The organism is Virgibacillus sp. LDC-1, from assembly GCF_030137545.1.
In the GTDB taxonomy this organism is placed as follows: domain Bacteria; phylum Bacillota; class Bacilli; order Bacillales; family Amphibacillaceae; genus LDC-1.
This window is the reverse complement of sequence record NZ_JARUVL010000001.1, coordinates 321,083-336,934: the sequence shown is the minus strand read 5'-3', so window position 1 is coordinate 336,934 and position 15,852 is coordinate 321,083. Positions and strand designations below refer to the sequence as shown.

Sequence of the window (15,852 nt, the reverse complement as noted above, 5' to 3'; positions counted from 1 at the left end):
GTATTCACTCCTCACCATTATTTTATTAAAGCATTTGCATCAATAATTAAGGCAACATTTCCATCGCCAAGTATTGTTGCACCTGAGATCCCACGTACGTCACCAAGATATTCCCCTAAGGATTTTAAAACAACTTCTTTTTGCCCAATAAAGGAATCAACGATAAATCCTGTTAATTTTTCTCCTTTTTTCACAATAACAATAGCGTGCTCTTTTGCATTCTCGTTGTCGTACTCAGGTACAGAAAACACTTCCCCAAGTGCAACAATCGGTACGACATGTCCACGGAAATCGATTACTTTTTGACCACTTACATACATCATTTCACTTTCTGAAATCACAAGTGTTTCCATAATGGATGATAGTGGAATAGCAAAAATTTCAGCTTTTACTTCTACAAGTAACGTAGACAAAATTGACAACGTTAACGGTAACTGAATTGAAAATATGCTTCCTTTTCCTTTTTCCGATTCAATTGTTATGCTCCCACCAAGGGATTCAATCTTACTTTTCACAACATCAAGTCCGACACCACGGCCCGATATATCCGAAATTTGATCAGCGGTACTAAAACCAGATGCCATGATATAAGGAAATACCTCATCATCCGATAATTCGCGCCCTTGTTCTTTGGTTACTAACCCTTTTTCAATTGCTTTCTCCAATACTTTTTCTCGATTGATTCCCGCACCATCATCTTCAATATCAATGAAAACATGATTTCCACTATGGTATGCACGTAATGTTAGCGTTCCTTCTGTAGACTTTCCAGCTTGCTTTCGTAAATCTGGTGTTTCAATACCATGATCAATAGAGTTCCGGATTAAATGCACAAGTGGGTCGCCAATTTCATCGATGACCGTGCGATCAAGCTCTGTATCTACCCCAACCAATTGGAGATTAATTTCTTTTCCTAAATCCTTGGCAAGTCCTCTAACCATGCGTGGGAAACGATTGAACACTTGTTCAACAGGAACCATCCGCATGGATAAAATAATATTTTGCATGTTTTCAGCTACATAAGAAATATGCTCTACCGTTTCTGTTAACTCGTGACTTTTGATTTTCTGTGCATGATCCTCTAAACGACTTCGATCAATTACAATTTCCTCAAACAGATTCATCAAGTGCTCTATACGCTCTAAATTAACTCGAATCGTTTTTGAACCATTGCTTTTCTTCGAAGTATCTGTTGTTTTTTGCTCAAGCTGTTCATTCGTACTCGCTACTTCTTTTATTTCTTCTTTCTTCTTATCGGTCGCTTCTAATGAAAGCGATGTGATAATAACATCTTTTATTTCAGAAACCTTGAAAATCATTGCTTTTATTTCGCTGTCTTCCAGTTGGGATAAGAAAGCAATGGAAAATCCATCTTCAAAGGTTCCTTCTTCAATTTCTTCAACTGTTGGGTACGTCTTTATAACATCTCCAGCGTTTTCTAATAACTCGAAGACCATATAAGCTCGTGCACCTTTCAACACGCACTTGTCCTCAAGCTGTACTTGAATATGATAAGGCTTATATCCTTGATCCAATGCTTGTTTGATTACGGTTAACTGATATTCATCAAGATCTATTTCATTACTTACCGCTTGGTGTTCCTTTGACACTGTTTTTTCCATATTTGTTCCATTTTCAATCGAGTCAAGCCGTGCTACTAACTCTGTAACGTCTTTTTTTCCACTGTTTCCTTCACTAATTTCATTTGTCATTTCTTCTAAGTATTCAACCGCTGTAAAGGTCACATCAATAACATCTGCTGTTACATTCAATTCATTATTTCGCATCTTATCTAGCACATTCTCCATCTTATGTGTTAAGGAAGCAATGTCCTCAAACCCCATCGTTGCAGCCATTCCCTTTAATGTATGTGCTGAGCGAAAGATGTCATTAACAATTCCTATGTTTTCAGGTTCTTTTTCTAATTTTAATAAATTATCATTTACGGCTTGCAAATGCTCTCGACTTTCATCAAGGAATACTTCGATATACTGATCCGTATCCATTTTTTTCAGTCCCCTTCTTTACGCCGATTTTCACCCTAGGTACCCTATTTCAGAACAGGCTACTTGCGTGTTTTTCGATGCATTGGCTTGAATTTCTGATAAAATTCTAATTTTTCCGGCCTACCGAGAAAGAAGCCTTGTATAAATTGAATCCCTAGTTGCTTTCCAATTATGTAGTCTTCCTCGCGCTCGACACCTTCTAAGATAAACGCAACCTGATTTTTGAATTGCTTTAGCAATTGTTCAATAAACAGTTTTTTTTCATTGGATTGCGATAAATCTTCCGCATAAAAACGATCAAGCTTTGCGATATCTGGTTGAATCTCTACAATGGACTGTGTGGTTGTTTCTCCTTTTCCTACATCATCCAATGCAATCAGAAATCCCATGCTTCGTAACTGGTCCACTCTATTCAAGAGTGGATTTAATGCCAACACCTTTTCTGCCTCACTTATTTCGATGACAATGTTACTCGGACTAACACCTGTGCTTTTTACAATTTGTTTTATATGCTTAATAAAGCTTTTATTCATTAGGGTTGAGGGAAACGTATTAATAAACAGTTTCCCTTCACTACCTAAAAGCTTTAAATCCAACTGGCATATTTGAAAAATAGAGCCCATGTCTATTTCATAAAGTAATTCTTTTTCTTTTGCATAGCGAAAAAACAATTCTGGATTTGTAAAACCTTTTGGCCGAATAAGCGCCTCATAACCAGCTACTTGTTCCTCAGAAACATTCCATATCGGCTGAAAAACGTGATGAAAATCTATGTTGTCAATTTCCAAATCCTCCATCAGCATTTTCATACAACCATCCTTTATACTCTAGCTTCTTGATACAACTTTGTTCAAACTATAGTTTAAAACGTTGAACGAGTTGTTGTAATTCCTCTGCCGTTTTTGCAAGCTGGTCTGCACTACCAGCGATTTCTTCCATTGAACCACTTGCTTGCTGCGCAGAGGCTGCTGTTTCTTCAACACCTGCAGCCGCTTGTTCAGAAACAGAGGCAATTTCCTCAACGGAACCATTCATTTCTTGACTATTCGCAGTGATCTCAGAAAGGTTATTTCCAACAGCTTGGATATTCGTAACCATTTCTGTTAAAAAGCTATGAATATTATCAAACGTTTTTCTTGTCGTATTAATTTGTGCTGTTCCTTGCTCTACTTCTTTATAACCATTTTGCAAGGAAGTCGTAACAATCCCTGAGTCACTTTGGATTTGTGAAACAATTCCAGTTATATCATTTACCGAATGGGATACTTGTTCTGCAAGCTTTCGCACTTCATCCGCAACAACAGCAAACCCTTTCCCGTGCTCTCCTGCTCTAGCAGCCTCAATAGCAGCATTTAGTGCTAGTAGATTCGTTTGCTCTGCCACATCTTGAATGACAGTAACAAGCTTTGAAATTTCTTGTGATTGCTTATCGAGCCCTGCCATTTTATTTACCGCGTCTTGTACAATTTGATCGATTTTTTCCATTTGACTTGTAGAAGCAGCCATCAAGCCTCTTCCTTCTTCTGTCATCTCAAGAACTTTATCAGAGTTTAATTGGATTTGTTCCCCATTTTCATTTGTTTCGGCAATCTTTTCCGCAAACGCAGTCATGATACTTGCTAAATTACTTGCACTGTTTGCCTGTGTTTCTGCTCCTGTTGCTAATTCTTCCATTGTAACGGCTACTTGCTCTGTACCTGCTTTTACTTCGCTTGCAGATTGCGTTAATTCTTCACTATGACTTGTCACCGTCTGCGAAACAGAATTAATTTGCTCAAGCATTCCGCGTGTGTTGGCAGCCATTGTATTCGTTGCGTTTACAAGCTGTGCAATCTCGTCTCTTCCTTTTGTTTGTAATGGCTCATCATTTAAATTACCATCCGCAATTGTATTCATTCGATCCATTAACGTGCGAACTGGTCTTATTATAGAACGAGATGTTAGCAATGCGGTTGTAATTCCTGCTATTAAAATCAATGCCGAACCGATGAGGCTAAGTATGACCGACATATCTCCTCGTGCAATAATTGCTGCACTGCTCTGCTTCATTTTTTCCTCTTCAGAAGCAGTGAGCTTCTCTACTTCCTGAACGATTTCTCCGGATATGTTCTTCGCTCCTTCGAGAACATTCAAAGCCGCATCCACATTTCCTTTTTCATAATCAATAATCGCTTGGCCTACGATATCTTCCCATTGCTTCTTTTTATCTAAGATAACCGCGACACTTTCATCACCTGTTAGCTCTTTTAATTGTGCAGCTAGTTCGTCACTATTCTTAACAGTTGCTTCATATACTTGTTTAAGCTCCTTATCTCCATATAGGAAATAACCACGAATAACTGATCTACTGTCTGCTAAGTCGTATGCCAAATCATTGCTTAAACGTACAACTTCAAACTCTTGGTCCATGGTAAGCTTCGTCTGTTCGTTAATACTTTCCATCGAATAATAATAGTATGTGCTCGTAGTTGCCGAGATTGAAATAACAATAATAAAGCCTAAAAATATCTTTGTACCAATACTTTTAAAACGAAATAATTTCCCCATTTCTTCATTTCTCCTCTGTTAATCATATCTATGCTAACCGAATAAACCTGCTCGTGAGCTTTAATCAAGTAGTAAATAAATATCCATTACTCCTGTGTTTTCAAAGTTTGTTGTTAGATGTAGCGCTTTTTCATACCCAGACAATGTCGTTTTTCCTTGCATAATCGTTGGGGCGGTAATATCTGTTTGGATACCATCCTTAGCAATCGTCGTTGCGATGCTTCCTGCTAACATATTTCCTAGCTCACCACTAAAGGAAGCAAGCATATCGCCTTCTAATGGCATTCCAAACATTCCTTCACCAAGCTTGGCAAACAAATTTGTATCACCAGCAAAAATGAGCTTTCCTTTTACATCACCAGTTACTCCAATTAATACGCCATATTGAAGATGAAGTGAATTCCCTAGCAATTCGGGTTTGCTTAATTGATGATTTACAGGTACAACCGTTTTTAACCCAACAACCGTTGCATTAAGTAGTGCTGTAATTATTTGACCTTTCGTTCTTTCCGTTGTGATCGTCATAAACAAAAACTCCTTTAATTCTTCCTTTTTCTTCAGAAACAATATTTTTCTATTTCGTTTCTTGTTTTTTATCATCAGTTGTTGCTTTATCTGTTGTTATTTCTACATTTGGCAATATAAGTACTTCTACGCGTCTATTTTTCGCCATGTTTTCAGTTGTTGTATTTGGTACAATTGGACGATTATCTCCAAACCCTTTCGCACTAAACCTTTCTGGATCTAACTCCTTGTTCTCCAGTACAAGCTTCATAAAATTCACAGCACGAATAACACTTAATTCCCAGTTTGATGCAAACACAGCATTATGAATCGGTCGATCATCCGCATGTCCACTAATAACAATTTCATGTGGTGGATTGGTAACGAGAAAAGCAGAAACTTCTTTCGCAATCTTTTTCCCATCGTCATTTACTGTTGCACGACCACTTTCAAAGGTGACATCCGTCAAAATAGAAATTAACAAGCCTTCGTCCGTGAGCTTTGTCGCAATTGCCTCTGTTAAGTTTCGTTCTTCGATATAACCATTAATTTGCATTTGAAGTGTTTGTAAATGCTCAAGCTCCTGTTGTTTCGCATCCTTCTTCTCTTTTTCATCTGTTTTACCTGAATCCTTTTTTAGTTCGACCGCATCTGATCCTTCTTTCATTGGACCTTTCCCACCTGAAAACTCACTTTTAAAAACTGCCGCCAGGTCTTCATATTTCTGAACATTAATTTCACTCATGGCAAATAAAACAATAAACAAGGCAAGCAATAATGTAAGGAGGTCCGCATACGGTAGTAACCAGCTTTCACTCATCTCTTCATCATGTTTTTGCTTATTTTTCCGGCGCATCGGCTTCCATCCTTACTGCTTCATATTCCTTTGTTGACAAATAAGAGCTAAGCTTGTCTCGAACAACGATAGCTGAATCTCCGTTTGTAATGGATAAAATCCCTTCAACCATGATTTCTTTTATTTCAATCTCACGCTTAGATTTTTCTTTCAACTTATTTGCAAAGGGATGCCAAAGCACATATCCAGTAAAAATACCGAACAATGTAGCAATAAACGCGGCTGAAATAGCGGCTCCCAATGTTTCAATATCCGCTAGATCGCCTAAAGCCGCGATTAATCCAATAACTGCTCCTAATACCCCTAATGTTGGGGCATATGTACCCGCTTGTGTGAAAATAGCGGCACCTTCCTGATGTCGTCTTTCCATTGCTTCAATCTTCTCTAGCATGATTTCACGAATAAAGTCCGGTGTTTGCCCATCGATAGATAGCTGCAAACCAGAAGCTAAAAAAGCATCATTTACACTTGTAACCTGCTTTTCGAGAGATAAAATTCCTTCTTTTCGCGTTTGTTCTGCCCACTCCGTGAACATAACAATTAAATCCTTCACATTTTGTTGTTTTTCTTCTACGAACACCTTTTTGATTAACATAGGTACCTTTCGAATTGCTGATGCAGGAAATGCAATTAATACAGATGCTGCAGTTCCTAAAAATATAATTAATATCGCGGCTGGATTAAATAGTGCAATAACTTGTACTCCTTTTAATACCATCCCGACCCCAACAGCTACAATTCCTAAAATAATTCCTATCCATGATGTCTTATCCATGTGTTACCCTCCATTTTCTATTTAAAAATGACTATGTTTTATCATTCCATAGCCAAACATAAGCAGCATGTTTTTCATTTGGCAACGATTTATTCATCACAACTATGTGACTCTGCCTCTTATTTTTATGTTCCACCCTTTCAAATGGTTTTTCTTTTTAACATACAAAATCAGCTTTATTTCGTTCTTCCAACAAATGATTTTCTATTTATAGTTCGTTAGATAAGAACATTATTTTTCGATATTTTCACCCTAAAACTATTATTCTCCTTTATTTAGCATGAACATTTTTGTAGTAGACAACTTGTCTAGTCCCTGTATTATATATCGGACAGATTCCAATCAATATGTAGGTATTTTGTAATAGAAAGAATTAACTGAAAATTCATTCATAGATATTAAGACCTATCAAAGAGATAATACGCATGAGAAAAGTCTGTAATTAAAGGGGTTCTAGGTATATTTAACTGTTAAACCATGCATCTTTTTTTAAATAAAAAAGCGAGAAAGGAAAACGACAAATCGTTTCTTTCTCGCAATAGTTCCAGAGGACTTTTTCAGTGCCCTATGTAGCCTACTTCTGTTTTTTTTATGCTATAAACTTACCCATTTATTTTTAACTGCCATTAAAATAGCATTCGTTCGATCCTTAACTTTTAACTTTTTCTTAATTGATGTAACATGATTCGTTACTGTATGTCTAGAGATATAATGCTTAAGCGCGATTTCATCACTATTATATCCAAGCGCCATTTCCTCAAGAATGATCCATTCTCTTCTCGTTAACAGGCCTATTGGACGTTGTTTTTTACACTGAAAAGTTGAACGATAATCCTTCAGTAGTCTTTGTGAAAGCAATGGATGAATATATGTATTGCCTTGAACCATTATTTTAATCGATTGCATAATCTCTTCTTTTTCCATATGTAAGAGCAGATAACCATGAAGATGCATTTGAAAAAATTTCTCTCGATTCTCACTTTTCTCATCTGTCATCATAACTGCAATTGGTACATTATTTTCTTGAAAGAAAGAAATCAATCCATCTACATCTCCATCATATTCTTCATGAATGATAGCTAAATTACATTGGTATGATTTCTGTTCTAGATTTTCTTGCAATGTATCATCATACAATTTACAAGTGAAGGTTGGCAGTTCTCTTTCAATAACTTGGACAAGTCCCTCCGCCATTGTTTTATATCTATTAATGATTACAATATTACCCAATATCTTTTCACTCCCTAAAAAAAATCACAATGTATATTGTAAACGTTGTTCTCGTACGGAGCAAGAAAACGTAAATGTATGATATTGGAAAAAGAATGAAACACTATGCGTTTAATACATGCATTATCGGTAAGTCATTGGCATAATCTATTACATAATTTTTTTTACTAGATTGGATAACAATTTTACCTCGATGCTTGAATGGTTTTTTTTCAAAAGTTACTGTATTTTCTCCCATAACACACTCAAACAGCTTTATAAAATCTGCATGAAGACCATGACCAGTTGAATAGAAAGTAGAATGATCTACCTTCGAATTATCTATGAGACGAAATTGACAATGCGCAATCGAATCACAAAACCTTCTTTTATCATTCATATTAACTAGTTCGTCTGATATACCTTGATAACATATGATGTTAGCATTGTTATTAAACCCTTTATAAAGCGTTGTTAAATTTAATACAGCTTTATCATACTGGAAGGTATTTGCAAAATAAGGAAACTTAATATACAGTTTTAGCCCCGCTATCTCTTGAACTAAAAATCTCGGTGTTTCAATGTATACTGGCTTCAACCATGCAGAATTATCAATGATTAAAGAAAATAGCTGAGGAGCCATTCGATTACATAAATAAGCTAAATACGCACCATGTGAATGACCATATGCTATTACTTTATGCTCGTTAAAGGATAACCCATTATCCTTTAAAATAGCTCGGACTGCATAAAAGGAAGATAATATGTCCAACGCTTGCATAAACCCCATATCATTAAAGGAATGAACATTCTCATCCATGACCTCGGTTACAAGTAACGCGGGTAACGTATGAGACAGTACTTCTAGTACATGCTCCGTCAAACCTTCTTTTTCAAGTAAATCTTTGTGTTTATCTGGCAGCTTCTGTTTTAATGCATCCATCTCTTTTTCTGCTAAACGAACTTCTTTCGCCTTTTGCATATAGGCATTACCAAAGTAATCACATTGAATAACAACAAGATTATACTTATCGGCAAATTGTAAACGCATTTTTTTATACACTTTTGATTGTGCATTGCCTCCAAAACCTGGAATAGTTATTAGGATACCTGTGTTTTCATTTATTCCATTTGAAGGCTCTGTAAAATAAACTTGAAGGTTTCGTGGTTCTTGTGATTCTGTGTAAATATTATAATGTGCAGGCAGTGAAAATTGATGCTCAATAGCCAAAGCAGTTCCTCCAATACTAGTCTTGTATACCTTCGATAACGCTTGGTATCAAGTCTTCTAATTCCCTACTTCCATTTTTACATTGTTGTAGAAAAGTGGCAAAGGTTGCCGCAATTCGTTTTCCCTTGATAAGAAAATCCCTTTCTCCATTCAATTCATTAATTTCGTTGGATAAAAAGGTTACATGCACACGTATAAAATAAGAAAGAAAATAGTTAAAATACGTATTTTTAACCATTTCCGCATAAAGGGAATCAAAGCTTTGTAAATGCTTTTGCATTTCAACTCTCTGTTTCTTTGCGGTAGAAGTCTTTATTTGTACAATTAACCCTTCAAATCGTTTCAATAAAGCATGAAACGATTGGATACTTTTTTGAAGCTCCGTATATTTCTTCTGAATTCCTTTCTTTTCATAACTTGGTACCAGCTTGGCGTCGATTTTCGTGTCAAGTGGTTTGTCTAGCAATGATTGAATGACTTCTTCTAATGGTTGAAAAGGAACGCCTTTAATTGCTGCGCCACCCTTTGTTGTATTGATAAACCGAGTTGCTTTATAGTAATCAGCAAAGCTTTCAATACCTTCTCGCATTTTATTAAAGCCAACATTCGTTTTAATTTCATTTCCATACACATCAAGCGTTGTAATAGCATGTTCTAACTGTTCTTTGCCAATTGTTGATTGGATATGATCGTATGTAACTCCTTCTGAATAAAGGCGATTATGTAAATAGCCAAGGTTCTGACCTGCAAATATAATTGGCGAAGCCCCAAGCTTATTTAATATTTGAAATGTCATAACAGCGATAGATGGGGCATCAAGTATTAAATCTTTTTCAACATTTAATTGGTCTTCCAAGAAGTAGAAGGATGTTCGATCCTGTGTCGTAATAAAATGCATTTTCGGCCCCTTGTATTTCTGTAATGTTTCATAGCCTACACTAGAGCCAAACACCATTGGAATGTCTTCAATACCTTTCTCAATCATTTTTTTAAATACGTTTTGATTCGTCTCACTTGGATCATAGGTAAATACTGCATCTGGTAATATGTCAAACTCAAGCAAGGAATTTATTGCAGACCCTACCGAAAAAATATAAGCAAGATTATGTTCCTTAATATATCTTATATTATCGATTTCTTCTTTTAAGGATGGTCCCGCCGACACGATAATAGCAGGCTTCCCCTCGAATTGCTTTCCTATATCATCATGAAGTAGATTTGGTGTCTGTAATACATGTTCAAAATTTAGAAAACTATTTTTGATCCATCTTTTTTGGTAATTCACATTTGTATATAAGTTTGTCCGTCGATCCAATATCGCTTGTTTAATCTTTTTACGGAATTTTTTCGTTTGTTCTGGAAAAACAGTTTCATAGCTTGGCAACATAATGATATGTATCGCTTTGTTATTCCGTTGAAATTCGTGAATATATGCATCCGTATTATTCGGATAATCAATGTAAAGCGCCTTTAAGTTCTCTGTCGCCATCTCCTGTAACAATTTATTCGCTGTCATTGCTGAGAAAATTTCTGGAACGGGCTCAAACAACGAATACGAGTTCCCAGGAAATTGAGAGATAAATCTTTCGACATGATATCCCATTCCTATCCCATAAAAAAAGACATGTGTATCCTCCGTAATCGTGTCAGCATGAGAAGCAATAATTCGCTCTGCTTCACGAACAGGATCATACATGCTATGGATCATTCGCTGCTTGTCTGATTCTATCTCTACTTGAATCGTTTTTGGCCCTGATTTGGAATCAATAACTTGAAAATCAGCTATGTTATATTCATTCTCTAACATCGTTTTACGAAGCTGTGGGAATCTATTTCGTAAAAACAGTGTATTATCAATTAGCATAATTTAAATACTCCTTGTCTTCTAAAGAAACAGCTAAACTAGCTGCTAACATCTCAAGTGCTGGCGTGACTTCATAAGAAAGAATATCTGAGATCAAGATAAAATCCTGCATCTCAATTGCTTCCATTAATTGTTGAAAGCTTTTTTCACATGCAGTGATGGCCTTCTCTACATCTTCCCAATGTGCTGGCTTTTGCTCAATCGATTTCGTTGTCGCCATAAATTGTAAAATCCATTGCATGCCTTCTGCTAATTGATCAATTCCATTCCATGTTTTGTCGGTAAATTGTTCATAGCTTGCATCTACTAATTCTTTTAGTGCAGGTACAGCACCATTCAAATAATTATTTATAGATTGCATTGTTTCCCATAGCATTTCTTTTTTCGTTTTAACAATAACCTCAACCAATTGAATGGAATCGCCATGCGCATTAAAGTATTCCTCATGCTTTTCATATACTTCGATGCCATCTACAAGTAAGTGACTAAAAACGAGTTCCTTTTCTTCTATCAATTTATTAACTTGTTCATAAATGACTTGGATTGCATTTTCCTTATTATCGAGCACCATAAATTCATTATTTATTTGTAATTGCATAGTATCCTCCAGGTAATGTCTTTTCTATTATTATCGGATAGTTCGAATCGACTTTCAAGCACACACCATGATTTTTTCGTGACAGACAAATAGAAAACAAATATAGTAGAGAGTGGAGGTGTTTTCCTTGCGTATGACAATAATAGATACAAAAACCGTACCAACAATAAAAGTTGAACATACAGATGCATCAAGCCCGCTCATATTTCATAGTAAGTATAATCCACTTCGCGAGGCAGATGCTTGGGTAGAAAATGCACGAAAACATTTAAATAAAGACAAAGAAGTGACTGTGGTTGGAACTGGTGCTGGCTATCATATTTTAAAGCTTGCCGACGCGATACCTAATCTTCCAATTCGTGTACTCGAATTTAATGAAACGTACTTTACATGGTTCCAGAAAAGCGAATTCATGCCCCCTATTAAAGACAAAGCGAACGTAGAGCATATTTGTTTTCCGACATTATCAAAAGAACAGCAAGAAGGGCTTTTCACAAATATTTCAACGCGTAATTTGCTCATACATAAAAGCGGGTTGGATATCATCCCGACCAGATTTGCCACAATTAGAACAATGCTAGAAGACATTCAATTTCAAAATAATTCACTCCATAATCAGCTTAAGAGGCTAGAAGAAAATTTTAAGCTGAATACAAAAACAACCTTTAAAGGAATTGCCACCTTTAAAAATAAATATAAAGGTTCACCAATGATATTGATCTCAGCTGGTCCTTCCTTAAATAAACATATGAAGCGATTAAAGGAGATTCAACAGGAAGATAAATTTATTCTAGGAGCGGTCGGTACTGCATTAAAGCCTTTACTAGCACATGGAATAACACCTGACTTTTTTTGCTTAATTGATGCGAATCCACAAACAACAAGCCAGTTTAACGACGTTTGTTTGCCGAATACACCTTTATTTTACTTGAGTACAGCGTACCATGAGACAGTTGCCCTACATCAAGGGCCTAAATATATAATGTGGCAACGCGGTTTTCTCCCTGCAGAGGAGTATGCTAAAAATTGTGACGACCCATTAATCGAAACCGGTGGCTCTGTTGCTACAGCACTACTTGATTTGATGGTTTATTTTGGTGCAGAGCAAATCGCTCTTGCTGGACAGGATCTAGCATTTACCGATGGAGCAAGTCATGTACAAGGGGCACATCTACACCGTTCTATTGATACTTCATCCACTTTACACGAAACACTTGACTATTACGGTGAAAAAATGATTCCTACGGCAAGAAACTTATCAATTTATCGAAAATGGTTTGAACAATATGCGAAAACGCATCCGAATCTTGCATTATATAACTGTACAGAAGGTGGCGCATACATTAATCATTGGCAGCATGTTTCTTTACAAACATTTGTTGAAAATGCGATAAAAAAGTAGCGTATAAAGTTAACCTTTAAAAACATGAAAAAATGCGTTCCATAAAATATGGAACGCATTTTTTGCTTCATATGTCTTAACGAAGTAGTTGAAGAACACCTTGTGGTTGTTGGTTAGCTTGTGCAAGCATAGCTTGTGCAGCTTGAGTAAGAATGTTGTTCTTCGTGAATGCCATCATTTCTTTTGCCATGTCAACGTCACGGATACGAGACTCAGCAGCAGTTAGGTTTTCAGCAGAAGCACCTAGGTTGTTGATTGTATGCTCTAGGCGGTTTTGGTTAGCACCAAGCTTCGCACGCTCAGCAGATACTGCATCAATTGCTGTTTGGATTGTAGTAATCGCTGTGTTTGCAGTAGCTTGACCACTAATTGAAAGTCCGCTTACACCTAATCCACTTGCAGTCATAGAAGCGATTTCTAGTGTAATAGATTGACCAGAGTTAGCTCCAATGTGGAAAGTTAAAGCATTAGCTGCTCCACTTAAAGAACCGTCAAGTAATTTCTTCGTGTTGAATTCTGTATTGTTTGCAATACGATCGATTTCTTCTACTAATTGGTCAACTTCTTTTTGAAGCTCTGCACGGTCACTTGTAGTGTTTGTATCACTAGCACTTTGAACAGCTAGTTCACGCATACGTTGTAAAATGCTGTGTGTTTCGTTTAAAGCACCTTCAGCAGTTTGGATTAAAGAAATACCATCTTGTGCGTTTTTAGAAGCCATTTCAAGACCTCTGATTTGTCCACGCATTTTTTCAGAGATTGCTAGACCAGCAGCGTCATCTCCAGCTTTGTTAATACGAAGACCGGAAGAAAGCTTTTCTAAAGATCCTTGTACTTGTGTGTTATTACCTGATAGTTGGCGGTACGTATTAAGTGCCGCAATGTTGTGATTAATTCTCATGATTAATCTACCTCCATGTATTTTTAGTTTTACGATCCACATCCTTGTGTCTCGCATATATAACAACTCTATAGAGAGTTATTACCCATTTATAGTGAAATCATGGCTGCATGCCTTTTTAAAAAAGCACGTTTAACATGTTTCATTATTATTATCGGCATCCCACAAAAAATGTTTAATAGTTTTTTTATTTTTTTTTTAGAAAATCTATTTTAATTGAAAAATCCTTGTAGATTGAAGGAATTATGCTTTCATTGAACTCAACCATTTTCAATCATTTGATTTAATTGATCAATCGTCTCGGTAACAGTCGTCGCTCCCTCAGCAATTTGACAAATCACTTCATCAAAGCTCTCTAAATCCTGTTGAATGCTTTCATTGCTTCGTTCCGTATTAACCATCCCTTCATGAATCGTCGTAAATGTTTGCTCTGCTTCCTTTAAACGTACGCCCATTCCTGTAAGATGACCTTCCACCTCTTTAATGGAAGCTGCACTTAACGTAATTTGTGTGTTTGTTTGATTTACGAGCTCTGTAACATCTGTAACAGAATGCGCTGTTTGTTCGGATAATTTGCGTATTTCATCGGCAACGACCGCAAACCCTCTGCCATATTCTCCCGCTCTTGCGGCCTCAATAGAAGCATTTAGTGCAAGCAAGTTCGTTTGCTCTGCAATAGATTTTACAATTTGGATGATTTCTTTTATTTGTGTTGAGCGTGCTTCTAATCCTTCCATATCCTCAATTACTTTGCTTGCACTTACATTAACGCGTTGTAGTGAATGTTCCATTTCTCCTATACGCATTTTTCCATCTACAGCAGCATGTAATGCGCCTTCAGAAACCTCTGTACTTACCTTTGCATTCGCTGTAATTGTTCCAATTTGCGCAGTCATCTCTTGTAAAGAAGCAGTCGTATCCTCTGTCATTCGTCCGAGATCAGCTGCTGTATCGTCAAGTTGCTGAATTAATCGTGATTTCGCTGCAGAAACTTCCTCCCTTTCACGATTTGCTTCTTCATCATAGGCTTCTAATACAACCTGCTGTTCTAAATTTAATAGCTTATTAATTACTTTTAGAATGTTTACACGATCTTTTTGTAAATGGAATTGCTTTATCAGTATTTCCATTAGACCATTAAAGATTTTCTCAAAGGAAGCGATATACCACTTTTGGGTTAAGCCTATTTTGACATGAATTTTTGCAATTATCATGCGCTTTTTCATATAATCTTCATCTAATACGCCATTAAACATTTCAACAATATGTTTCGTTAATGTCGTTTTCAAACGACTAATCGAGCTGTTTGCGCTAATCAGTTCCAATAGTTTTGGATTATGCTCCAGGTTTTGATAAAAATGATCTACAATCTGTGATACGTCTTTTTCTACAAATGGCTTTAAAACTTGAGCAATAGCCAAATCTTCAAGCGATAAATCTAGCATTTTTAATTGTTTTTCTAAATCGCTTCCCTTTGTCACATGAAGCTGTGGTGATGCTTCCTCTAATAACCCCTCCAATGTAATTCCTTTTGTTCGTGATGCTTTTTTTTGAAATAGCTTGGTTTTCATGAAATTCTCCTCATTTTAAAAGTAATGTTCCCTGTTATTTATCGGTTTTTTTAATATAAAACTTTATACCCAGGATTAATTTTCCAATTATGAATAAATAATAAATAATTTTTAAATTTTTTTTACATATTCATGCAATATGTACCGATATAAGAAGTAGAAGAGTAATTATTTAATAACGCCTCGAATTCTTAGTTTAAAGCAGGTGCTCCGAACTAAATTCTATTACCGCAAACGCTTCTTTAATGTCACTTAAAACAGGTGGATTCATCGTCATTATGTTGTAATATTTATAACAATAGTTATTTAGACCTATTTAATAAATTATGGTGTAATAATAGGAATATATACCCACCAGCGTTAAAGCATATAAAAAACACAGCAAAGG

General features: G+C 36.2%; 13 protein-coding genes. 1 reads left to right on the top strand and 12 read right to left on the bottom strand.

All coding sequences use genetic code 11. The annotated features are described in order from the left end of the window. Nucleotides 1-17: 17 nt before the first annotated feature. The 10 genes from QBK89_RS01475 to QBK89_RS01430 form a co-directional block, all read right to left on the bottom strand. The gene (locus QBK89_RS01475; protein WP_284139227.1) at nucleotides 18-2,006 is read right to left on the bottom strand and encodes a chemotaxis protein CheA; all 1,989 of its coding nucleotides are present in this window, start codon (nucleotides 2,004-2,006) and stop codon (nucleotides 18-20) included. A gap of 59 nt (nucleotides 2,007-2,065) precedes the next feature. After that, entirely contained in the window at nucleotides 2,066-2,815 is a 750-nt protein-coding gene (locus QBK89_RS01470; RefSeq protein ID WP_284139226.1) for an EAL domain-containing protein, read from the bottom strand. A 46-nt stretch (nucleotides 2,816-2,861) separates the two neighbouring features. Beyond that, complete coding sequence (locus QBK89_RS01465; protein ID WP_284139225.1) at nucleotides 2,862-4,553, bottom strand: methyl-accepting chemotaxis protein; 1,692 nt, start codon at nucleotides 4,551-4,553, stop codon at nucleotides 2,862-2,864. Between the two features lie 60 nt (nucleotides 4,554-4,613). Next, on the bottom strand, nucleotides 4,614-5,078 hold the full coding sequence (locus QBK89_RS01460) for a chemotaxis protein CheX (RefSeq protein ID WP_284139224.1): 465 nt from the start codon (nucleotides 5,076-5,078) through the stop codon (nucleotides 4,614-4,616). A 49-nt stretch (nucleotides 5,079-5,127) separates the two neighbouring features. Beyond that, on the bottom strand, nucleotides 5,128-5,913 hold the full coding sequence (gene motB, locus QBK89_RS01455) for a flagellar motor protein MotB (RefSeq protein ID WP_284139223.1): 786 nt from the start codon (nucleotides 5,911-5,913) through the stop codon (nucleotides 5,128-5,130). Further along, the gene (gene motA / locus QBK89_RS01450) at nucleotides 5,897-6,688 is read right to left on the bottom strand and encodes a flagellar motor stator protein MotA (RefSeq protein ID WP_284139222.1); all 792 of its coding nucleotides are present in this window, start codon (nucleotides 6,686-6,688) and stop codon (nucleotides 5,897-5,899) included. The genes motB and motA overlap by 17 nt, the downstream gene beginning before the upstream one ends. Before the next feature lie 594 nt (nucleotides 6,689-7,282). Continuing rightward, nucleotides 7,283-7,918, bottom strand: coding sequence for a helix-turn-helix transcriptional regulator (locus QBK89_RS01445; RefSeq protein ID WP_284139221.1), 636 nt, complete (start codon nucleotides 7,916-7,918; stop codon nucleotides 7,283-7,285). A gap of 103 nt (nucleotides 7,919-8,021) precedes the next feature. Next, nucleotides 8,022-9,128, bottom strand: coding sequence for a DUF2920 family protein (locus QBK89_RS01440; protein ID WP_284139220.1), 1,107 nt, complete (start codon nucleotides 9,126-9,128; stop codon nucleotides 8,022-8,024). Nucleotides 9,129-9,144: 16 nt separating this feature from the next. Further along, complete coding sequence (locus QBK89_RS01435; RefSeq protein ID WP_284139219.1) at nucleotides 9,145-10,992, bottom strand: motility associated factor glycosyltransferase family protein; 1,848 nt, start codon at nucleotides 10,990-10,992, stop codon at nucleotides 9,145-9,147. Further along, nucleotides 10,982-11,590 (bottom strand): hypothetical protein, encoded by a 609-nt coding sequence (locus QBK89_RS01430; RefSeq protein ID WP_284139218.1) that lies wholly within the window; start codon nucleotides 11,588-11,590, stop codon nucleotides 10,982-10,984. The genes QBK89_RS01435 and QBK89_RS01430 overlap by 11 nt, the downstream gene beginning before the upstream one ends. A gap of 133 nt (nucleotides 11,591-11,723) precedes the next feature. On the opposite strand from QBK89_RS01430, the gene QBK89_RS01425 reads away from it, so the two are divergent. Further along, nucleotides 11,724-12,992 (top strand): motility associated factor glycosyltransferase family protein, encoded by a 1,269-nt coding sequence (locus QBK89_RS01425; RefSeq protein ID WP_284139289.1) that lies wholly within the window; start codon nucleotides 11,724-11,726, stop codon nucleotides 12,990-12,992. Nucleotides 12,993-13,068: 76 nt separating this feature from the next. Here the strand turns inward: QBK89_RS01425 and QBK89_RS01420 are convergent, their stop codons facing one another. Beyond that, nucleotides 13,069-13,893: a flagellin N-terminal helical domain-containing protein gene (locus QBK89_RS01420; RefSeq protein ID WP_284139217.1), complete on the bottom strand. Its 825-nt coding sequence runs from the start codon at nucleotides 13,891-13,893 to the stop codon at nucleotides 13,069-13,071. 260 nt (nucleotides 13,894-14,153) lie between these two features. Further along, complete coding sequence (locus QBK89_RS01415; protein ID WP_284139216.1) at nucleotides 14,154-15,464, bottom strand: globin-coupled sensor protein; 1,311 nt, start codon at nucleotides 15,462-15,464, stop codon at nucleotides 14,154-14,156. Nucleotides 15,465-15,852 lie beyond the last annotated feature (388 nt).